This is a genomic window from Pseudomonas sp. WC1, from assembly GCF_050586565.1.
Taxonomy (GTDB): domain Bacteria; phylum Pseudomonadota; class Gammaproteobacteria; order Pseudomonadales; family Pseudomonadaceae; genus Aquipseudomonas.
The window spans coordinates 1-19181 of record NZ_JBOBDQ010000066.1 but is presented as its reverse complement, the minus strand read 5'-3'; the positions used below and the strand labels follow the sequence as shown (position 1 = coordinate 19181).

Annotated in this window: 19 protein-coding genes and 1 tRNA gene; 15 read left to right on the top strand and 5 right to left on the bottom strand. The window is 65.1% G+C overall.

The features are described from left to right. Positions 1-36 precede the first annotated feature (36 nt). From ACQ4OD_RS23125 to ACQ4OD_RS23115, 3 genes are all read left to right on the top strand, one after another. Positions 37-1947 carry an ATP-binding cassette domain-containing protein gene (locus ACQ4OD_RS23125; RefSeq protein WP_102683511.1) on the top strand — a complete coding sequence of 637 codons (1911 nt, stop codon included), beginning with the start codon at positions 37-39 and terminating at the stop codon, positions 1945-1947. Next, complete coding sequence (locus ACQ4OD_RS23120) at positions 1947-2534, top strand: mechanosensitive ion channel family protein (RefSeq protein ID WP_110697093.1); 588 nt, start codon at positions 1947-1949, stop codon at positions 2532-2534. The genes ACQ4OD_RS23125 and ACQ4OD_RS23120 overlap by 1 nt, the downstream gene beginning before the upstream one ends. A gap of 79 nt (positions 2535-2613) precedes the next feature. Beyond that, complete coding sequence (locus ACQ4OD_RS23115; RefSeq protein WP_110697095.1) at positions 2614-3246, top strand: LysE family transporter; 633 nt, start codon at positions 2614-2616, stop codon at positions 3244-3246. 28 nt (positions 3247-3274) lie between these two features. Here the strand turns inward: ACQ4OD_RS23115 and ACQ4OD_RS23110 are convergent, their stop codons facing one another. Both ACQ4OD_RS23110 and ACQ4OD_RS23105 read right to left on the bottom strand, forming a co-directional pair. Continuing rightward, positions 3275-4027 (bottom strand): slipin family protein, encoded by a 753-nt coding sequence (locus ACQ4OD_RS23110; RefSeq protein ID WP_110697097.1) that lies wholly within the window; start codon positions 4025-4027, stop codon positions 3275-3277. Between the two features lie 3 nt (positions 4028-4030). Continuing rightward, complete coding sequence (locus ACQ4OD_RS23105) at positions 4031-5353, bottom strand: NfeD family protein (RefSeq protein ID WP_430944998.1); 1323 nt, start codon at positions 5351-5353, stop codon at positions 4031-4033. Positions 5354-5470: 117 nt separating this feature from the next. Here ACQ4OD_RS23105 and ACQ4OD_RS23100 point away from each other — a divergent pair, with 117 nt between their 5' ends. The 3 genes from ACQ4OD_RS23100 (at position 5471) to ACQ4OD_RS23090 (ending at position 6940) form a co-directional block, all read left to right on the top strand. Beyond that, positions 5471-5929, top strand: coding sequence for an aminoacyl-tRNA deacylase (locus ACQ4OD_RS23100; protein ID WP_023629227.1), 459 nt, complete (start codon positions 5471-5473; stop codon positions 5927-5929). Between the two features lie 59 nt (positions 5930-5988). Continuing rightward, positions 5989-6231, top strand: coding sequence for a DUF2789 domain-containing protein (locus ACQ4OD_RS23095; protein ID WP_023629226.1), 243 nt, complete (start codon positions 5989-5991; stop codon positions 6229-6231). A 70-nt stretch (positions 6232-6301) separates the two neighbouring features. Next, a complete protein-coding gene (locus ACQ4OD_RS23090) occupies positions 6302-6940 on the top strand; it encodes an NADH:ubiquinone oxidoreductase subunit N (RefSeq protein ID WP_102683508.1) in 639 nt (212 codons plus the stop codon). Positions 6941-6946: 6 nt separating this feature from the next. On the opposite strand, the gene ACQ4OD_RS23085 is transcribed toward ACQ4OD_RS23090, so the two are convergent. After that, entirely contained in the window at positions 6947-7384 is a 438-nt protein-coding gene (locus ACQ4OD_RS23085; RefSeq protein WP_110697101.1) for a CBS domain-containing protein, read from the bottom strand. A 323-nt stretch (positions 7385-7707) separates the two neighbouring features. Beyond that, complete coding sequence (locus tag ACQ4OD_RS23080) at positions 7708-9438, bottom strand: dipeptidase (protein ID WP_430944995.1); 1731 nt, start codon at positions 9436-9438, stop codon at positions 7708-7710. Positions 9439-9657: 219 nt separating this feature from the next. On the opposite strand from ACQ4OD_RS23080, the gene ACQ4OD_RS23075 reads away from it, so the two are divergent. Next, positions 9658-11508, top strand: a complete 1851-nt coding sequence (locus ACQ4OD_RS23075; RefSeq protein ID WP_430944994.1) for a DUF3857 domain-containing transglutaminase family protein — start codon at positions 9658-9660, stop codon at positions 11506-11508. Positions 11509-11601: 93 nt separating this feature from the next. On the opposite strand, the gene ACQ4OD_RS23070 is transcribed toward ACQ4OD_RS23075, so the two are convergent. Beyond that, positions 11602-11678: transfer RNA gene (locus ACQ4OD_RS23070), tRNA-Arg, on the bottom strand. Between the two features lie 212 nt (positions 11679-11890). On the opposite strand from ACQ4OD_RS23070, the gene ACQ4OD_RS23065 reads away from it, so the two are divergent. The 8 genes from ACQ4OD_RS23065 to ACQ4OD_RS23030 all read left to right on the top strand — a co-directional run bounded on the left by ACQ4OD_RS23065 (position 11891) and on the right by ACQ4OD_RS23030 (position 19167). Next, positions 11891-12640, top strand: coding sequence for a GntR family transcriptional regulator (locus ACQ4OD_RS23065; protein ID WP_102683504.1), 750 nt, complete (start codon positions 11891-11893; stop codon positions 12638-12640). After that, positions 12637-14361: a fumarate reductase/succinate dehydrogenase flavoprotein subunit gene (locus ACQ4OD_RS23060; protein ID WP_102683503.1), complete on the top strand. Its 1725-nt coding sequence runs from the start codon at positions 12637-12639 to the stop codon at positions 14359-14361. The genes ACQ4OD_RS23065 and ACQ4OD_RS23060 overlap by 4 nt, the downstream gene beginning before the upstream one ends. 149 nt (positions 14362-14510) lie before the next feature. Then, on the top strand, positions 14511-14756 hold the full coding sequence (locus tag ACQ4OD_RS23055) for a 4Fe-4S dicluster domain-containing protein (RefSeq protein WP_008096634.1): 246 nt from the start codon (positions 14511-14513) through the stop codon (positions 14754-14756). Positions 14757-14880: 124 nt separating this feature from the next. Continuing rightward, on the top strand, positions 14881-16287 hold the full coding sequence (locus ACQ4OD_RS23050; RefSeq protein ID WP_430944993.1) for an ABC transporter substrate-binding protein: 1407 nt from the start codon (positions 14881-14883) through the stop codon (positions 16285-16287). Between the two features lie 15 nt (positions 16288-16302). Further along, a complete protein-coding gene (locus ACQ4OD_RS23045; RefSeq protein WP_139674468.1) occupies positions 16303-17079 on the top strand; it encodes an ABC transporter permease in 777 nt (258 codons plus the stop codon). Continuing rightward, positions 17079-17930 (top strand): ABC transporter ATP-binding protein, encoded by an 852-nt coding sequence (locus tag ACQ4OD_RS23040; protein WP_110697111.1) that lies wholly within the window; start codon positions 17079-17081, stop codon positions 17928-17930. The genes ACQ4OD_RS23045 and ACQ4OD_RS23040 overlap by 1 nt, the downstream gene beginning before the upstream one ends. Next, positions 17927-18892, top strand: a complete 966-nt coding sequence (locus tag ACQ4OD_RS23035; protein ID WP_430944992.1) for a HEAT repeat domain-containing protein — start codon at positions 17927-17929, stop codon at positions 18890-18892. The genes ACQ4OD_RS23040 and ACQ4OD_RS23035 overlap by 4 nt, the downstream gene beginning before the upstream one ends. Then, positions 18892-19167, top strand: a complete 276-nt coding sequence (locus ACQ4OD_RS23030) for a DUF971 domain-containing protein (RefSeq protein WP_198754959.1) — start codon at positions 18892-18894, stop codon at positions 19165-19167. Before ACQ4OD_RS23035 ends, ACQ4OD_RS23030 begins: the two co-directional genes overlap by 1 nt. Positions 19168-19181: the final 14 nt, after the last annotated feature.

The following is a 19181-nucleotide window of genomic DNA, read 5'->3' as shown; positions in this document are numbered from 1 at the left end:
CAGTGATCGGGGAAGCTGGTAGACTCCGCGACCATCATGATCAGACTATCGAACCTCACTTTACAGCGTGGTCCCCAGCGCCTGCTAGAAGGCGCCGAGATGACCCTGCACACCGGCCACAAGGCCGGCCTGATCGGTGCCAATGGTGCCGGCAAATCCAGCCTGTTCGCCTTGCTGCGCGGCGAGCTGTCGCCCGATGCCGGTGACTGCCAGCTGCCCGGCGACTGGCGCATCGCCCATATGCGCCAGGAGGTCGATACCCTCGACCGTATCGCCGTGGACTATGTCCTCGATGGCGACGTGCGCCTGCGCAAGGTCCAGGCAGATCTGGCCGCCGCCGAACTGGCCCACGATGGCACTGCCCTGGCGCGCCTGCACAGTGAACTGGACAGCGCCGACGGCTACACCGCCGACGCCCGCGCCCGCAAGTTGCTGGCCGGCCTTGGCTTCAGCAACGAGCAGATGGACCGCCGCGTCGGCGACTTCTCAGGTGGCTGGCGGATGCGCCTGAACCTGGCCCAGGCCCTGATGTGCCCGTCCGACCTGCTGCTGCTCGACGAGCCGACCAACCACCTGGATCTCGACGCCATCCTCTGGCTGGAGGATTGGCTCAAGGGCTACCCGGGCACTCTGCTGCTGATCTCCCACGACCGCGACTTCCTCGATGCCGTGGTCGACCATGTGCTGCACGTCGAACAGCGCAAGCTCAATCTCTACAAGGGCGGCTACAGCGCCTTCGAGCGCACCCGCGCCGAACGCCTGGCGCAGCAGCAGCAGGCCTACGAGAAGCAGCAGGCGCAGCGCGCGCACATGGAAAAGTACATCGCCCGCTTCAAGGCCCAGGCCACCAAGGCCCGCCAGGCGCAGAGCCGGATCAAGGCCCTGGAGCGCATGGAGGAGCTGTCGGCGGCTCACGTCGACTCGCCCTTCGACTTCGTTTTCCGTGAGTCCGAGAAGATCTCCAGCCCCTTGCTCGACCTGTCCGAAGGCCGTCTGGGCTATGGCGACAAGGCCATCCTCGAGAAGGTCAAGCTGCAGCTGGCGCCGGGTGCGCGCATCGGTCTGCTCGGCCCCAACGGCGCGGGCAAGTCGACCCTGATCAAGAACCTCGCCGGTGAGCTGCAGCCATTGTCCGGGCGCCTGGTGCGTGGCGAAAACCTCGCCGTCGGCTACTTCGCCCAGCACCAGCTCGACTCGCTGGACGACAAGGCCAGCCCGCTGCTGCACCTGCAGCGCATTGCCCCGGGTGAGCGCGAGCAGACCCTGCGTGACTTCCTTGGTGGTTTCGACTTCCATGGCAACCGTGTCGACGAACCGGTGGTGAACTTCTCCGGTGGCGAAAAGGCCCGCCTGGCCCTGGCGTTGATCGCCTGGGAGCGGCCGAACCTGTTGCTGCTCGACGAGCCGACCAACCACCTGGACCTCGAGATGCGTCTGGCGCTGACCATGGCGCTGCAGGAATTCGCGGGTGCCGTGGTGGTGGTCTCCCACGACCGTCACCTGCTCAAGAGCACCACCAACGACTTCCTGCTGGTGGCCGACGGCAAGGTCGATACCTTCGACGGCGACCTCGACGACTACAGCCGCTGGCTGGTCGAGTTCCGCCAGCGCAACGCGCCGGTGAGCAGCACGCCGGCCAACCCGGACAAGACCGACAAGAAAGCCCAGCGCCAGGCGGCCGCGGCGCTGCGCCAGCAGTTGGCGCCGCACAAGAAGGCGGCCGACAAGCTGGAGACCGAGCTCAACCAGGTGCACAAGGACCTGGCCGAGGTCGAGACCGCCCTGGGCGACGGTGGCGTGTACGAGGCTGCGCGCAAGGACGAACTGCGCGACCTGCTGGCGCGCCAGACCAAGCTCAAGCAACGCGAAGGCGAGCTTGAGGAGGCCTGGATGGAGGCCCTGGAAACCCTTGAAAGCATGCAGGCCGAACTCGAGGCGCTGTCCTGATGGAGGAGCTGCGCTCGCTGTTACCGGGGCAGTGGATGGACTCGATGTGGCTGGGGTTGCAGATTCTGCTGATCCTGATCGCCGCGTTCGTCCTGCAGCGCATGGTCGCTCGCGGGTTGAGAAGCCTGGGCGAACGCTACCCGTTGCCGCACGAGCTGATGGTGCCGGTGCGCGGCGCCTTGCGCTGGCTGATCATGGGCAGCGCGCTGTTGTTCGTGCTCGAGCGCCTGGGTGTATCGGCCACGGTGCTGTGGACCGCGCTGTCGGGCTTCGTCGCGGTGGCGGCGGTGGCGTTCTTCGCTATTTGGAGCGTGCTGTCCAACCTGCTGTGCGCGGTGCTGATCTTCACCGTCGGGCCGTTTCGTATCGGCGATGTGGTCGAGCTGGTCGATACCCTCGACAAACCGGGGGTGAAGGGCCGGGTGATCGCCATCAACCTGCTGTACACCACGCTGATGGAAACGCCGGAAGCGGGTGGCGCACTGGTGCAGGTGCCCAACAGCCAGTTCTTCCAGAAAGCCGTGCGCCGTTGGCGTGGCGCCGAGGCCACCACTGCGGTCAAGCCGGAATCGATCGAAACCGACTGAAGTCGCAGAATTTACTGGTTATTTTTTCGCCAGCACCGTAGCTTAACGCTTTGTAACAATTGTTCGAGCGAGGTGTGCGATGTCGATGGAAACGTGGTTGGCCTTCTTTGCCGCGTGCTGGGTGATCAGCCTGTCGCCGGGTGCCGGGGCGATCGCCTCGATGTCCAGCGGGCTGCAGTACGGTTTCTGGCGTGGTTACTGGAACGCCCTGGGCCTGCAACTGGGCCTGATCGTGCAGATCGCCGTCATCGCCGCCGGTGTCGGCGCCATCCTCGCCGCTTCCGCCACGGCCTTCCAGGTCATCAAGTGGTTCGGCGTCGCCTACCTGGTCTACCTTGCCTACAAACAATGGCAAGCCCTGCCGATGGACATGAGCGACGAGTCCGGCGTGCGGCCGATCGGCAAGCCGCTGAGCCTGGTGTTCCGTGGCTTCCTGGTCAACGTCAGCAACCCCAAGGCGCTGGTGTTCATGCTCGCGGTGCTGCCGCAGTTCATCAACCCGCACGAGGCGTTGCTGCCGCAGTACGTGGCGATCACCGTGACCATGATCAGCGTCGACATGCTGGTGATGGCGGGTTACACCGGCCTGGCTTCGCGGGTGCTGCGCCTGTTGCGTACGCCGAAGCAGCAGAAACGCCTGAACCGTACCTTTGCCGGATTGTTCATTGGCGCGGCGACCTTCCTCGCCACCCTGCGCCGCGCGCCGATCTGAACTGTACTGGGGCCTCCCAGAGGCCCCATCAGCGCTGCCGGTCCACCAGCCCCTTGAGCAAGTCCAACGGCAGTGGAAACACGATGGTCGAGCTCTTGTCTCCGGCAATCGAACCCAGCGTCTGCATGTAGCGCAGTTGCATCGCCCCCGGCTCCTTGCCCAGCATCTGCGCCGCCTGCATGAGTTTCTCCGACGCCTGCAACTCACCTTCGGCATGGATCACCTTGGCCCGTCGTTCACGCTCGGCCTCGGCCTGGCGGGCAATGGCGCGGATCATCGACTCGTTGAGGTCGACGTGCTTGATCTCGACGTTGGCCACCTTGATGCCCCAGGCGTCGGTCTGCGCGTCCAGCACTTCGCGGATATCCGAGTTCAACTGTTCGCGCTCGGCCAGCAGTTCGTCCAGCTCGTGCTTGCCGAGCACCGCCCGCAGGGTGGTCTGGGCCAGCTGGCTGGTGGCGGCGAGGAAGTCCTCGACCTGGATGATCGCCTTCTGTGGGTCGAGCACGCGAAAGTACAGCACGGCGTTGACCTTGACCGAGACGTTGTCGCGGGTGATCACGTCCTGGGGCGGCACATCGAGCACCACGGTACGCAGGTCGACGCGCACCATCTGCTGGATTCCCGGAATCAGGATGATCAGGCCCGGGCCCTTGACCTGCCAGAAACGCCCGAGCTGGAACACCACGCCGCGCTCGTACTCGCGCAGGATGCGCAGCGCCGACAGCAGCAGTATGGCCAGCAGCACCAGTACGGCGCTGAAACCGAATTGCATGAACATCGTCTACTCTCCTTGCGCCGTGGGCGCAGTGGCGCTGACCTCCAGGGTCACACCATGACGGGCCGTCACTCGCACGTGCTGGCCAGGTTGCAGTGGTGTCGCACACTGCACCTGCCACTGTTCGCCCTGGGCCTGTACCGAACCGCAGAACGGGTTGTCGGTGCGCACCTGCGTCACCGTGACCAGGCTGCCCACCAGCCCGGCATCGCCGCTGACCAGGGCGCGCCGGCGCGCTTTCACCGCCATGCCCAGCACGCCGCCGAGCAACAGCGCCGAGAGCACTGCCAGGCTGATGATCAGCGCCAGCGGAATGCCGAAGCCAGGGGCGTCGGTGTCCATCAGGATCACCGCCCCGACGACGAAGGCGACGATGCCGCCGAAGCCGACCACGCCGAAGCTGGGCAGGAACGCCTCGGCGACCATGAACGCCACCCCGAGCAGGATCAACGCCACCCCGGCATGGCTCACCGGCAGCAGTTGCAGGGCATACAGCGCCAGCAGCAGGCAGATGCCGCCGACCACGCCGCCGACCCCGGAGCCCGGGTTCATGAATTCGAACAGCAGGCCGTACACGCCGATCATGATCAGGATCAGCGCCACGCTGGGGTTGGTGATCACCGCCAGCAGGCGGGTGCGCCAGTCCGGCAGGTGTTCGGTCACGCTGGCCTCATGGGTGCGCAGTTGCACGGTCTGGCCTGCGACGAGCAGTGACTTGCCATCGAGCTGGCGCAGCAGGTCGGGGAGGTCAGCGGCGACCAGGTCGATTACCTGCAAGCGCTGGGCTTCGCTGGCCGACAGGCTGACAGCCTCGCGCACGGCCTTCTCCGCCCAGTCGGCGTTGCGCCCGCGCAGCTGGGCCAGGCCACGGATGTAGGCGGCGGCGTCATTGACCTGTTTACGTGCCAGTGTGCCTTCTTCGCTGTTCGTGGCGGGTTGTTCAGCTTTGCCGGGAGCGCCGACCTGGACTGGCGTCGCGGCGCCGAGGTTGGTCCCTGGGGCCATGGCCGCGATATGGCTGGCGTAGAGGATGTAAGTGCCGGCGCTGGCTGCCCTGGCCCCACCCGGGGCGACGTAGGTGGCCACCGGCACGGGGCTTGCCAGGATCGCCTTGATGATCTGGCGCATGGCGCTGTCCAGCCCACCGGGGGTATCGAGGCGGATCACCACCAGTTGCGCGCCTTGTGCCTGCGCCTGGTCCAGCCCACGCAGCAGGTAGTCGGCGCTGGCCGGGCCGATGGCATCATCGACGCTCAACAGCCATACATTTGCGCCAGGCGCGCTCTGGCCACCCGGCGCGAAGCCGAGGATCAACAGCAACAGCAGCATGCGCCAGCGCTGGGCGATCACCTGTCGTCACCTCATGCAGACCTGTCCTTGAAGTTTAGCCGTGCCTGCCGGGCCACGGCCTAAACTTGAGGGTGGGGGCAAAACCGGAGGTGCATCATGCGTATGGCCAAGACCCTTCAGCAGCGCCTGGACCAGGCCAACTGCGACTACGACATCATTCCCCATCCCCACTCGGCCACCAGCCTTGAGTCGGCGCGCACGGCCGGCGTACCCGCCGAGCGGGTCGCCAAGTCAGTGATGCTTGATGACCGCCATGGCAACTTCATCATGGCCGTGCTGCCGGCCAACCGGCATCTGGACATGACCGAGGTGCGCATGACCGGGGCCTGGCAGCTGACCCGCGAAAGCAACCTGCCGAGCCTGTTCGGCGATTGCGAGCGCGGCGCCATCCCGGCCCTGGGCGACGCCTACAACATTCCCATGCTGCTCGACCGGAGTCTTACCCGCCAGGGCGATGTCTACCTCGAGGCAGGTGACCACGATCATCTGATCCACATGAGCATGGAGCAATACTTGAAGCTGGTGCCGCACGCCGAAGTGCGCGAACTGAGCTGATGCTCGCAACCAACGCCGGGTTGGCGTCGTGGACGACCCGCCCGGCCCGAGGAGGAATCATGGAAGCACCGAACCATCCATTTGCCGACCTGTTCAAGCAACTGGGGCTGGCGGACGATGCCACCAGCATCGACCAGTTCATTACCACTCATTCGCCGTTGAAGAATGAGATCAAGCTGGTGGACGCACCGTTCTGGACCGAGGCGCAAAGAACCTTTTTGAAGGAAAGCATCATAGAGGACGCCGATTGGGCGGTACCCTTCGACCAACTCAACGAAGCGCTGCGTCGCCCCCGCAAATAAAGCGCCGAGCGGCACCTGATGGGTGATCGGGCCGTTGCTATGCTCAGGTAAAACAAGAGGGGATGGCGCGATGAAAGATCCCTACGCACCAGGATTCTGGTGCACCGTGACGATCCTGGGCACCCTGACCGCCGGCTACTTCTACGGTATACGGCACACCCACCAGATGAACCAGGCCGTGCAGTTTCTCTATGCCGCCGCCGCCGTTACCGCGGCGGTGGCGCTCTGCGGCCTGGCCTGGATCGCCTGGCAGCATTTGCACCTGAACAAGCGTGAGGTGGCCCAGGGGCGAACGTTGCTGACCATCTGGAACACCAAGGTCGCCCTGCGCCGGGTCGAGACGGTGTTCGACCGCTACTTCTGGGGCAGCTACTGGCACTCCGGGCGCACCTTCGAGGAGGTGATGGGCGAGCTCAAGGGCACACCGCTGGAGCAGAGCCTCGACGCCCTCAAGCGCCAGTGCCGGGAACTCGACCGCGAGGTGCACGACCACCACCATCACTGGCTGGCCAATGCCCGCGACTTGTCCAGCGTGGCCACGGCGATGGCCCGCGAGCGCTATCAGCTGGACCTGTGCGATGCCCCGGTGCGCGAGGGCGGCAATACCGCCGTGCTCAATCGCGATCTGGAAGTGCTGGTGTACACCTGGTCGGCGCGCCTGCGCAGCTTCGACCATCAACTGGACGAGCTGGAGCGCGCTTACCACTGAGCGGGATCATTCGCCGCGGATGTATTGCTCAAGCTGCAGGATCAGGTTGGCCTGCTCGGCAATGGTTTCCTTCACCAGGTCGCCGATCGACAGCAACCCCAGCAGTTTGCCGTTGTCTACTACCGGCAGGTGGCGCAGGTGGCGGTTGGTCATCAGGTTCATGCAGTACTCGAGGTTCTGCTTGGGCTCCACGGTGACCACCGGCGAACTCATGATTTCCCGTACCGGCGTGGCAGCCGACGAGCGTCCCTTGAGTACCAGTTTGCGGGCATAGTCGCGCTCGCTGACGATGCCTACGACCTGATCGTTTTCCATCACCGGCAATGCACCGACGTTCTTCTCCGCCAGCAGCTTCAAGGCATCCAGCACCGAGTCATCAGGGCCTATGGTGTAGACGGTTTGATGCTGGGACTTGGCTTTGAGGATTTGTTCGACGTTCTTCATACGGGCCTCGGTGGGTGAAAAAGCGCTGTGTCGGAGTAAATAAAGCATCCGGCACGGCGCTCTGCACGGCAATGCAGGAAACGGCATCGAGGTGATTGAAAAACGTCATCGGTGAAGCGGGGCTGCTGCGCCGCCCAATCGCCGGCAAGCTGGCTCCCACATCGATCGCGCCATCTTCAAGGTCAGCGCTGTACCTGTGGGAGCCGGCTTGCCGGCGATGAGGCCAGTGCAAGCAACACAAGACTGTTGCTTGCAGCGGCAGTTCTCCAGGGGCTGAGGGCGCTAGCCAGTGAAAGGGTCGCAAAGCGGCCCTTTGAGAAGGCTCAGAGCTTCGGCATCTGCCCGATCCGCGCCACCATCTCGCTGACGATCTGCAGGTCGAGCATGAACTGCTCCACGGTCTTGAACTCGTTGTCGTTGTGCCCGGTGTACTTCACATCCGGCATGGCCAGGCCGAACTGCACGCCGTTGGGCAGGTCGTGCACCGAGGTGGCGCCAGCGGAGGTGCCGTACTCGTGCTTCATGCCCAGGTTCTCGCTGGCCACGGCCAGCAGGGCCTTGACCCACTCGCCTTCGGGGTTGCGGTACATCGGCTCGTCCATGCTGTAGTCGAAGGCCACCTTGGTCTGGCTCTTGGCAACCCAGCTGTCGAGCTTGCCGGAGATCTCACCCTTGAGGGTGTCGAGCGACTTGCCTTTGGGAATGCGCAGGTTCACCGCCAGCTTCAGCGCCTTGTCATCCAGGCCGACGAAGGTCAGCGAGGTGGTCAGCGGGCCCATGAAGTTGTCCTTGAAGCCCACGCCAAGCTTGTTGCCCAGGTAGTCCAGGCCCCAGTTGTCGGCGGCGTAGCGGGCGGCGTCGGTGATGTGGTTGTGCTTGAGCGGCACCTCCTTGCCCAGGCCATTGAGGAAGTCGAGCATGCGCGCCACCGGGTTGACCCCGGACTCGGGCTCGGAGGAGTGCGCCGACACGCCGGTCACGGTCAGCAGCACCTGCTTGCCGTCGACCTTGGCGTCGATGCTGAAGTCACCGCCATGGCGCTTGGCGTAGGCCGCGCCGGCTTTTTCCAGGGCCTTGGCCAGCTCGGCCGGCTTGTCGCCGGTCAATGTCGCCACCGAGCTGCCGGGGATCTGGTTGGTGGCCAGGCCGCCGGTGAGGTTGATCACCTCGGCGCCTTTGCCATCACCGGCACGCTTGGCGAAGGTGGCCATGACGGTGCCATAGCCCTTCTCGGCGATCACCACCGGGTAGCCGCCGTCCAGCGCGAGGTTGTAGTCGGGGGTGGCGTTGCGTTCGAAGTAGTAGGGAATGGCGTCACCGGTGGTTTCCTCGGTGGTGTCCACCAGCAGCTTGAACTGGCGCGCCAGTGGCAGCTTTTCGTCCTTGGCTACTTTCAGCGCGTAGAGCGCCACGACGATGCCGTTCTTGTCGTCCTCGGTGCCGCGGCCATACATGCGGTCGCCCACCAGGGTGACCTTGAACGGGTCGAGCTTGGTGCCGTCCTTGAGCTTCCAGTTTTCCGGTGTGACAGGCACCACGTCGGCATGGGCGTGGATGCCGATGACTTCCTTGCCCTCGCCGAGGGTTATCTCGTAGACGCGGTTGTCGATATTGCGGAACTGCAGGCCGAAGCCCTCGGCCAGGGCCTTGATCTTGTCGGCGATCTTGAGGAAATCCGGGTTTTCGTGCTGCGGCACACCCTCTTTGCGAACGGTCGGGATCTCCACCAGCTCGCGCAGGGTCTCCTTGGCGGCCTTGCCGTACTTGATGCGGGTGTACAGGCCCAGCAGGCGGTTGATCTCGTCCTGTTGCTCGGCAGCCAGGGGCTTGCCGGCCAGGTACAGCTTGAGGGTGTCGTCCAGCTTGTCGGCCTTGGCCAGGTCGCTGCCGGCCAGCTTGCCGAGGAACTGCTTGAAGTCGGCCGGATCGCTGCCGTCGTAGGCCTTGATGATGGCGGCGGACTGCTGCTGGGAGAGGTTGGCCTGGGCCGGGATCGAGAACATGGCCACGCTGGCCAGCAGGAGCGATGCGGCGGATAGCTTGGTAAATGGCATGGGTGTGCGCATTCCTTTGCAAGGGGTGGAGGGTGACCGGTTACGCAAACGGAAGATGCCCACGCTATCACCAATGACTACTGGCGCGGGAGAGGTGGCAATGTGCATTTCCGCACAAACGTGCAAGCTTTCATCTACGGCGCGGCCTGCAGCTTTATGACAAAAATGCGTATCATTAGCGTTTTTTGCAATAACCCGTTCTACGAGAGAAGGATCCTCATGTTCACGTCTTACCTTGCACCCCTGGCCGGGGTGCTGGCCGTCACCCTTGCCTGCATCACGCCCGCCCAGGCCCGGGACGATGGCACCGACCACTCTGTCAGCCTGGAAAAGGTCGTGCAGACCTTCACCGTGCAGGCCGACGGCAGCTTCCAGGTGGCGGTCGAGTCGATCTCGCGCATCAACGAAGAGCGGGCCATCCAGGCCAAGGCCCAGCAGCCGCTGAGCTACAACCGCTCGTACGAAACCCTGGAGGTCGACGAAGCCTTCACCCAGAAGCCCGATGGGCGCAAGGTGATGGTCGATGCCTCGCAGATCAAGGAGCAGCAGGAGCAGGCGTCCACCTACGCGCCGATGTTCCAGGACTCCCGGGTCAAGGTGGTGATCTTCCCGGAAGTGGCCGTCGGCGATCGCCTGGTGCTGCGTTACAAGCGCCATCGCAACACTGCGCTGTTCCCCGGCCACTTCGAGGACCTCACCGGCCCGGATTTCCACCCCGTGGAGCAGTTCTCGCTGATCTACGACCTGCCGGCGGATCTGCCGCTGTACGCTGATGCCCGTGGTTTCAAGGCGTCCTCGCCCAAGGCCGGCAAGGGCCGCAAGGTCTACCGCTGGGACTTCGTGCCCGCCGACAGGGCCAGGATCGAGGCGAGCGCCGTGTCCTACCTGGACTATGGCCAGTACCTCGCGGTGTCGACCTTCAAGGATTACGCTGGGCTTGCCGCCAGCTACCAGGCGCGCGCTGGGGTGGAAGTGACGCCGGCCATCGCCGCACTGGCCGAGCAGTTGACGGCGAACCTGCCCGATGCCCGGGCCAAGGCGCTCAAGCTCAGTGACTGGGTGCGTGAGAACATCCGCTACGTGGCGGTCTATGTCGGTGCCGGCGGGGTGGTTCCGCATTCGGCGCAGAGCGTGCTGGACAACCGCTATGGCGACTGCAAGGACCATGTCGCCCTGCTCGAGGCGTTGCTCAAGGCCGCGGCCATCGAAAGCTCGCCTGCCCTGATCAACCTCGGCAATGCCTATCACCTGCCCAAGGTGCCGACCCTGGGCGTGCTCAACCATGTGTTGACCTACGTACCGAGCCTGGATCTGTACCTGGACTCGACCGACCCGTCGGTGGCCGCCGGCTACCTGCCGCTGATGGACCTGGACAAGACGACGCTGCTGACCGCCTCGGGCGAATTCGGCAAGACCCCGGCCTCGCAGTTCGGCAAGCAGGTCGGTGAGATGCTGTTCAAGGTCAAGGGCACGGGCGCCGCGGACTTCACCGGCGCTTCGACGATCGAGGGTTGGGCCAGCGAGGTCAACCGCTATGGCGCCAAGTCGATGAAACCGGCAGATCTCGACCGTATGGTCGAGCAGGTGCTCAATGCCTACGGGCAGCGAGGTAGCGGCAAGATCCTGATCCAGCCATCGGTGGCGCCGGAGCACTTCCACAGCCAGGTCCAGGGCCATACCGAGAACCTGGTGAACCTGCCAGGGCCAGTGGGGCTTCCAGCACTGAGCAGCCTGGTCGGTGGCATCTCGCAGATGGTCTATGGTTTTGCCGCTGAAAACGAACGCACCCAGGGCTTCGTCTGCATTTCCAACGAAACGGTGGAGAAGTCGCGCTTCGAGTTCCCTGCCGAAGTCACCGTCCTGGCGACGCCCAAGGCCGTTGCCGTGAAGGAAGGAAGCTTCGACTACAGTGCCCGTTACACGCGCGATGGCAATGCCGTGGTGGTCGAGCGGCGCATGCAGTTCAAGCATCCGAAGGCGGTGTGCACGCCTGAAGAGTTCAAGGCGATGAAGCCAGTCATTGAAACCATGGTCAGGGACCTGCAAGGCCAGATCATCGTGCAGGGCTGAGGCCCGGAAACGCAAAAGCCCCGCCAGAGCGATCTGAGCGGGGCTTTTGTTTGCCGCCATCGGTGAAAACACACGGGTGGCAGCGCGAAGTCATGGCGCACTCGGCGGGATTCGAACCCACGACCCCTGCCTTCGGAGGGCAGTACTCTATCCAGCTGAGCTACGAGTGCAACGGGGCGCATGATACCCATCTGCGTTGGTGGCGTCCATCGCCTTGATATAGGAGTGTTTTTCCCTGGCTGTGCGATCGCGCGCCCGTTGCAGCGGGCTTGCCCTGCGATGCGCTCTAACCATATTCGATATCGGTATTTTCCAGGCCGGGCTTATACCCGCTATCTTCTGGTCACAACTTGTTATAACAAGTCAGCCAGCAGAGAAGACCATGGCCGAATTGCTCCCGCTTTCTCCCGTACCGCTCTACACCCAGCTCAAGGAACTGCTGCGCGAGCGCATCCTCGACGGCAGCTACCCACCGCACAGCCGCATGCCCTCGGAAAACGAGCTGGGCAAGGCTTTCGACGTCAGCCGCATCACCGTGCGTCAGGCCCTGGGCGACCTGCAGAAGGAAGGGCTGATCTTCAAGATCCATGGCAAGGGCACCTTTGTCGCCAAGCCCAAGGCGTTCCAGAACGTCAGCACCCTGCAGGGCCTGGCCGAGTCGATGACGCAGATGGGCTACGAAGTGCTCAACCGCCTGCGCAGTTTCCGCCATGTGCCGGCCAGTGCATTGGTCGCGCAGCGGCTGCAGGTCGAGGAGGGCAGCCTGGTTACCGAAATCCGCCGCGTGCGCCTGATCAACCGTGAGCCGGTGTCGCTGGAAATCACCTGGCTGCCCCAGGCGGTCGGCGAGAAGCTGGAGAAGGCCGACCTGGTCACCCGCGACATCTTCCTGTTGCTGGAAAACGACTGCGGCATCGCCCTTGGCCATGCCGACCTGGCAATCGATGCGGTGCTCGCCGACAGCGACCTGACCCAGGCCCTGGAGGTGGAAGAGGGCGCGCCGATCATGCGTATCGAGCGCCTCACCCACACCGCCGACGGCGCCCCGTTGGACTTCGAACACCTTTATTACCGTGGCGACGCGTTCCAGTACCGCCTGCGCATCGACCGCCAGAAGGGAGGCAAGGCATGAGCATCCAGACCCAGGATTACGACATCGTCGTCATCGGTGGCGGCACCGCCGGGCCCATGGCCGCAATCAAGGCCAAGGAGCAGGACAAGACCCTGCGCGTGCTGTTGCTGGACAAGGCCAACGTCAAGCGCAGCGGCGCCATCAGCATGGGCATGGACGGCCTGAACAACGCCATCATCCCCGGGCATGCCACGCCCGAGCAGTACACCAAGGAAATCACCGTCGCCAACGACGGCATCGTCAACCAGGCCGCGGTGCATGCCTACGCCACCAAGAGTTTCGAGACCATCGAGCAGCTCGACCGCTGGGGCGTGAAGTTCGAGAAGGACGAAACTGGCGACTACGCGGTGAAGAAGGTCCACCACATGGGCGCTTATGTGCTGCCCATGCCCGAGGGCCACGACATCAAGAAGGTGCTGTACCGCCAGCTCAAGCGCGCCCGGGTGGAGATCAGCAACCGCATGGTCTGCACCCGCGTGCTGCTCGATGGCGAAGGCGCCGCCGCCGGTGTACTGGGCTTTGACTGCCGCTCGGGCGAGTTCCGGGTGATCCGCGCCAAGGCGGTTGTCCTTGCCTGCGGCGCCGCCGGGCGCCTGGGCCTGCCCTCGTCGGGCTACCTGATGGGTACCTACGAAAACCCCACCAATGCCGGCGACGGCTACGCCATGGCCTACCATGCCGGGGCGGAGCTGGCCAACCTGGAATGCTTCCAGATCAACCCGCTGATCAAGGACTACAACGGCCCGGCCTGCGCCTACGTCACCGGCCCCCTGGGCGGCTACACCGCCAACAGCAAGGGCGAGCGCTTCATCGAGTGCGACTACTGGAGCGGGCAGATGATGTGGGAGTTCCACCAGGAACTCGAAGGCGGCAACGGCCCGGTGTTCCTCAAGCTCGACCACCTGGCCGAGGAAACCATCCAGAACATCGAGGAAATCCTGCACAGCAACGAGCGCCCCAGCCGTGGCCAGTTCCACGCCGGGCGTGGCACCGACTACCGCCAGCACATGGTCGAGATGCATATCTCCGAGATCGGCTTCTGCTCCGGGCATTCGGCTTCGGGGGTGTGGGTCAACGAAAAGGCCGAGACCAGCGTCAAGGGCCTGTACGCCGCCGGCGACATGGCCGCGGTACCGCACAACTACATGCTCGGCGCGTTCACCTATGGCTGGTTCGCCGGGGTGAATGCCGCGCAGTATGTGGCCGGGCGTGAGTACGCCGAGGTCGACACGCAGCAGGTCGAACGCGAACAGGCGCGGGTGTTCGCGCCCTTGCAGCGTGAGCACGGCCTGCCGCCGGCCCAGGTCGAGTACAAGCTACGCCGCATGGTCAACGACTACCTGCAGCCGCCCAAGGTGACCAAGAAGATGGAAATCGGCCTGGCGCGCTTCGCCGAAATCGAACGCGATCTTGAGCAGATGAAGGCCAACAACCCCCATGAGCTGATGCGTGCCATGGAAGTTGCGGTCATCCGCGACTGCGCCGAGATGGCCGCGCGCGCTTCGTTGTTCCGCAAGGAGAGCCGCTGGGGGCTGTACCACCACCGGGTTGATTTCCCCGAGCGCAATGATGGCGAGTGGTTCGTGCATTGCCATCTGAAGAAGGGCGAGGACGGTGGGATGACCAGCTTCAAGAAAGCGGTGGAGCCGTACCTGATCCCGCTGGATGCCGAGGAACAGACCGCGTACGACCGGCTGCGGGTGAAGGCTGACGCGGCGTGAATGGGGCCGCTGAGCGGCCCTTTCGCCGGCAAGCCGGCTCCCACAGGGTGGGCATAGCGCTTTTGTGGGAGCTGGCTTGCCAGCGATAGGGCCAGCAGCCCCGGCGATGAACCATAAAGAGGGCCAAAGGCCCCAAGGACCCCGTGAACATGGCCTACCAACCCCAGGAAATCTTCTTTCGCAGCAGCGCCCCGGTGACTATCGATGAAGACAAATGCATCGCCGAAAAAGGCTGCACGGTCTGCGTCGAGGTGTGTCCCATGGACCTGTTGGCCATCAACCCGGCCACGCAGAAGGCCTACATGGCCTTCGACGAATGCTGGTACTGCATGCCCTGCGAGAAGGACTGCCCCACCGGCGCGGTGAAGGTCGATATCCCGTACCTGCTGCGCTGAACCCGAACCCCCGCCATCCGGCCGAACCACCGGACGCCCACCTGCAATGCCCCTCGTTTCCCACCACCCCAGCCCGGTGGCGGAGACGACTCCAATACTCAAAACGATTCGAGGGGAAACACCCATGCGCCTTGTAGCAACCGTGGCCGGCCTTGCGCTGGCAATCACCGGCCTGAACGCCAGCGCCGAAACCATCCGTATCGCCATCGGCACCCAGGACACCACCATCAACTGCGCCACCGGCGGCCTGTTGATCCGCGAGCTGGGCTTGCTCGACAAATACCTGCCCCATGACGGCAAGTACAAGGACGCCCAGTACCAGGTCGAGTGGAAGAACTTCACCAGCGGCGCGCCGCTGACCAACGAGATGGTCGCCGGCAAGCTCGACTTTGGCGCCATGGCCGACTTCCCCGGCTCGTTCAACGGCGTCGCCCACCTCGACGCCGGCAAGCGCAGCCTGTTCATCAGCGTGCTGTCCGGCAGCGTGCACGGCAGCGGTAACGGCATCGTGGTGCCGGCCGCCTCCAGCGTGCAGTCGCTGGCCGAGCTCAAGGGCAAGACCATCTCAGTGCCGTTCGCCTCCACCGCCCACGGCATGCTGCTGCGCGCGATCGCCGCCCAAGGCTGGGACCCGCAGAAGGACGTCAAGATCATTGCCCAGGCCCCGGAGATCGCCGGTTCCGCCCTGCGCAGCAACCGCATCGAGGCCCACGCCGACTTCGTGCCTTTTGCCGAGCTGTTCCCCAACCGCGGCTTCGCCCGCAAGATCTACGATGGCGCCCAGGCCAACGCCCCGACCTTCCATGGCGCGCTGGTGGACGCCAGCTACGCGAAAAAGTACCCGGAAGTGGTCACCGCCTACCTGCGAGCGAGCCTGGAAGCCGACCGCCTGCTCGCCGCCGAGCCCGAGAAGTACAGCGAGCTGATCGAGAAAGTCACCGGCATCGAAGCCGAGGTGAACTACCTGTTCCACGGCCCGCTCGGCCTGCAGACCCGCGACCTCACCTGGAAGCCCGAGTACCGCCAGGCCGTGGCCACCTCCATCGACACCCTCAAGCTGCTGAAGAAGACCGACCGGGGCCTGGACACCGCGCAGTTCATCGATGACCAGTACATCCGCAGCGCCTACAAGCAGGCCGGGCAGGACTACGACAAGGCCCTGAAAAATTACGACCCGCTGCCACTCAAGGCCAATGATGCCGCGACCGGCAAGCCCATCACCGACTTCAGCCGCCTGGCGCAAATCTGGGTACGCGGCGAGGACAAGGTGCGCCACTACGCCTCCCCGGAAGCCGCGCTCAGCGCCCTGGCCCAGCTGGAACAGGAGGGCAAGGATATCCGCGCGATCTACGCCCAGGCCGCCGACAGCGGCATCAAGCTGCTGGCCAACCAGGCCTGGTTCGTGCGCAACGGCCAGGGCCAGCTGGCGGTTTTCCTGCTCAAGGACCAGGCCGAGCAGTACGCCAAGGCCCATGGCGGCGAAGCGCTGGACTTCGTGCAGGCCAACCAGAAGCTGCTGGCCCAGCGCTGATCGGGAGCCGCCGCCATGACCCGTGACCTTGCGCGCTGGCCCCTGCGCCTGGCGTCGCTGCTGGCCTGCCTGCTGTTCTGGCAGCTGGCCGCGAGCCACAAGCTGGACCTGCTGCTGTTCACCTTCACCTACGTGCCCACGCCCGGCACGGTGCTCGACGCCGCCTGGCAACTGCTGGCCTCCAATGCCCTGCTGGCGCACCTGGGCAGCAGCCTGGCGCGGGTGTTCGCCGGCTACGGCGTGGCGGCGCTGCTGGGGGTGAGCCTGGGCCTGTTGATCGGTCGCTCGAAGTGGCTGGAGGACACGCTGATGCCGCCGCTGGAAGTGTTGCGGCCGATCCCGGCGGTGGCCTGGATCCCGCTGGCGATCCTGATGTTCCCCTCCTCGGAGCTGTCGATGGTGTTCATCACCTTCACCGGTGCGCTGTTCCCGATCCTGCTCAATACCGTGCACGGCGTCGAGGCGATCGACCCGCGCCTGGTGGCCTCGGCGCGCAGCCTGGGCGCCGGGCGCTGGGCGATCCTGCGCGAAGTGGTGCTGCCGGGCGCGCTGCCGAGCATCGTCACGGGGCTGGCCATCGGCATGGGCACCTCGTGGTTCTGCCTGGTGACTGCCGAGATGATCGCCGGGCAGTTCGGTATCGGTTACTACACCTGGGAGTCCTACACCTTGCAGAACTACCCCGACATCATCGTCGGCATGCTGCTGATCGGCGTGCTGGGCATGGGCAGCAGCGCGCTGGTCAAGCACCTTGGCGCGCTGGCCACGCCCTGGATACGGAGGCGTGCGTGATGAGCAGTTATCAACAGGTGCCCGGGCGTATCGAAGCGCAGGGTTTGTCGATTCGCCTGGGCCATGGGCGTGACACCTTCGAAGCGGTGCAGGCGCTGGACTTTGCCATCGCCCCGGGCGAGTTCGTGTGCATCCTCGGACCGTCCGGCTGCGGCAAGTCCACGTTGCTCGGCGCACTGGCCGGGCACCTGACGCCGGCCGGCGGCCAGTTGTTGGTGGACGGGCAAGCGGTCGACGGCCCTTCGCCGCAACGCGGCATGGTGTTCCAGCATCACACGCTGCTGCCTTGGCTCCGCGTGCTAGACAACGTGGCCTTCGGCTTGAAGATGCAGGGGCTGGGCAAGGCCGAGCGTCGACATCAGGCCGCCGAGATGCTGCAACTGGTCGGCCTGGGTGATTTCGCCCAACGCTGGCCCAGTCAGTTGTCCGGCGGCATGCAGCAACGCGCCGAGATCGCTCGGGTACTGATCAACCGCCCGCGCCTGCTGCTGATGGACGAACCGTTCGGCGCCCTCGATGCGCAGACCCGTGCGCGCATGCAGGAACTGCTGCTGGATATCTGGGCGCGCATCCGCACCACGGTGGTGTTCGTTACCCATGACATCGATGAGGCGCTGTTCCTGGCCGACCGCCTCCTGGTGATGAGCCCCCGGCCTGGGCGTTTTATCGAAGATCTGCGGCTGGACTTCGCCCGCCCGCGGCGAGCGAGCCTGCTGACCAGCCCTGCATTCACCCACCTCAAACGCCATTGCCTGGCGTTGCTGCGCCATGAAGAAGGACGCGAACTGCCGCGCCTGACACCCTTGGGCCTGCCCGACACCGACCATCCTCCGCTGCGGATTGCGCTATGACTGAACGAATCACGGACAACCCCGACATCATCGAACTGCTGCCACGCCTGAACGCCCTTGATGCCGGCGTGCGACGCATCGCCCTGATCGAACTGGCCGACCTGGAAGACCCGGACGGCCTGCCTTGGCTCACCGATGCGCTGTTGGTCGACGCCAATGCTGATGTGCGCGCCGAAGCCGCGCGCTTGCTCGAAGCCTGGGAGGCGCCGGAAGTGGTGCAGGGCCTGTGCGCCGCATTGGCCGACCCCGCCGAGCCGGTGCGCCTGGCGGCCGCCCAGAGCCTCAGTGAGCTCAAGACCCAGGAGGCGGGGCAACTGATCCTGCCCTGGGCCAGCCATGCCGATGCCTTCGTGCGGGCCAGCGCCTTGCGCGCCCTGCGCGAGCTGCGCCTGGAGGACGCCGCTGTGCCTGCGTTGCAGGCGTTGACGGATGTGGATGCCGGTGTGCGCCGCGAAGCGGTGGGCATCCTCGGCTGGCTCAAGCATGCGCCGGCCTTGCCCGCGCTGGCGCAACTGGCGGCCAACGAGCCGGATACCGACGTGCGCCGCGCCGCCATTGGTGCGTTGGGCCTGGCCCGGGATGCCGGTGTGCTGCCGGCGCTTATCGGCGCCCTGGCCGACGAGGCCTGGCAGGTGCGTGAAGAGGCGGCGACCACCCTGGGCAAGGTCGGCCAGGCTGCAGCGGGCCAGGCCTTGATCGCGGCGCTGGGCGACAGCTATTGGCAGGTCCGCTTGCGCGCGGCGCGGGCCTTGGGCCGGCTGCGCCATGCTGCCGCGTTGGATGGGCTGGCGCAATTGCTGGGCCATGGCATCGCCAACCTGCGCAAGGAAGCCGCACTGGCGCTGGGCGAGCTGGGTGAAGCCCGGGCATTGCCGGCGTTGCAGGCGGCCGAGGCCGACAGCGACCCGGAAGTGCGCAAGGCCGTGCGCATTGCCTTGGCGCAATTGCAAGGGGCGGTGTGATGGGCGCGCCCAGCGCCTTGCGCAACCACCGCGAACGCGGTGAGCTGCTGGTGCAGTGGGGTGAGGCTGAGCAGTTGATCAGCCACGCCCGGCTGCGCGGTGCCTGCCCATGTTCACAGTGCCGGGCAGCACGGTTGAAGGGTGCGATTTCGCTGGTGGGCGAGGATGTGCGGGTGGCGCGGATCGAGGTCCAGGGGTATGGGGTGCAGCTGGTGTTCAGCGATGGGCATGAGCGGGGGATTTATCCCTGGGACTACCTGCGCAGTCTCGGTTGACCGCACCGGCCTCA

Excerpts from the sequence above, each read along its gene's own strand:
- ACQ4OD_RS23035 (WP_430944992.1), top strand. The coding sequence starts at position 17,927 with ATGACTGAACGAATCACGGACAACCCCGACATCATCGAACTGCTGCCA.
- ACQ4OD_RS23075 (WP_430944994.1), top strand. The coding sequence starts at position 9,658 with ATGTTCACGTCTTACCTTGCACCCCTGGCCGGGGTGCTGGCCGTCACC.
- ACQ4OD_RS23110 (WP_110697097.1), bottom strand. The coding sequence starts at position 4,027 with ATGTTCATGCAATTCGGTTTCAGCGCCGTACTGGTGCTGCTGGCCATA.
- ACQ4OD_RS23060 (WP_102683503.1), top strand. The coding sequence starts at position 12,637 with ATGAGCATCCAGACCCAGGATTACGACATCGTCGTCATCGGTGGCGGC.
- ACQ4OD_RS23125 (WP_102683511.1), top strand. The coding sequence starts at position 37 with ATGATCAGACTATCGAACCTCACTTTACAGCGTGGTCCCCAGCGCCTG.
- ACQ4OD_RS23120 (WP_110697093.1), top strand. The coding sequence starts at position 1,947 with ATGGAGGAGCTGCGCTCGCTGTTACCGGGGCAGTGGATGGACTCGATG.
- ACQ4OD_RS23080 (WP_430944995.1), bottom strand. The coding sequence starts at position 9,438 with ATGCCATTTACCAAGCTATCCGCCGCATCGCTCCTGCTGGCCAGCGTG.
- ACQ4OD_RS23055 (WP_008096634.1), top strand. The coding sequence starts at position 14,511 with ATGGCCTACCAACCCCAGGAAATCTTCTTTCGCAGCAGCGCCCCGGTG.
- ACQ4OD_RS23095 (WP_023629226.1), top strand. The coding sequence starts at position 5,989 with ATGGAAGCACCGAACCATCCATTTGCCGACCTGTTCAAGCAACTGGGG.
- ACQ4OD_RS23115 (WP_110697095.1), top strand. The coding sequence starts at position 2,614 with ATGTCGATGGAAACGTGGTTGGCCTTCTTTGCCGCGTGCTGGGTGATC.
- ACQ4OD_RS23085 (WP_110697101.1), bottom strand. The coding sequence starts at position 7,384 with ATGAAGAACGTCGAACAAATCCTCAAAGCCAAGTCCCAGCATCAAACC.
- ACQ4OD_RS23065 (WP_102683504.1), top strand. The coding sequence starts at position 11,891 with ATGGCCGAATTGCTCCCGCTTTCTCCCGTACCGCTCTACACCCAGCTC.
- ACQ4OD_RS23105 (WP_430944998.1), bottom strand. The coding sequence starts at position 5,353 with ATGCTGCTGTTGCTGTTGATCCTCGGCTTCGCGCCGGGTGGCCAGAGC.
- ACQ4OD_RS23045 (WP_139674468.1), top strand. The coding sequence starts at position 16,303 with ATGACCCGTGACCTTGCGCGCTGGCCCCTGCGCCTGGCGTCGCTGCTG.
- ACQ4OD_RS23050 (WP_430944993.1), top strand. The coding sequence starts at position 14,881 with ATGCGCCTTGTAGCAACCGTGGCCGGCCTTGCGCTGGCAATCACCGGC.
- ACQ4OD_RS23040 (WP_110697111.1), top strand. The coding sequence starts at position 17,079 with ATGAGCAGTTATCAACAGGTGCCCGGGCGTATCGAAGCGCAGGGTTTG.
- ACQ4OD_RS23090 (WP_102683508.1), top strand. The coding sequence starts at position 6,302 with ATGAAAGATCCCTACGCACCAGGATTCTGGTGCACCGTGACGATCCTG.
- ACQ4OD_RS23030 (WP_198754959.1), top strand. The coding sequence starts at position 18,892 with ATGGGCGCGCCCAGCGCCTTGCGCAACCACCGCGAACGCGGTGAGCTG.
- ACQ4OD_RS23100 (WP_023629227.1), top strand. The coding sequence starts at position 5,471 with ATGCGTATGGCCAAGACCCTTCAGCAGCGCCTGGACCAGGCCAACTGC.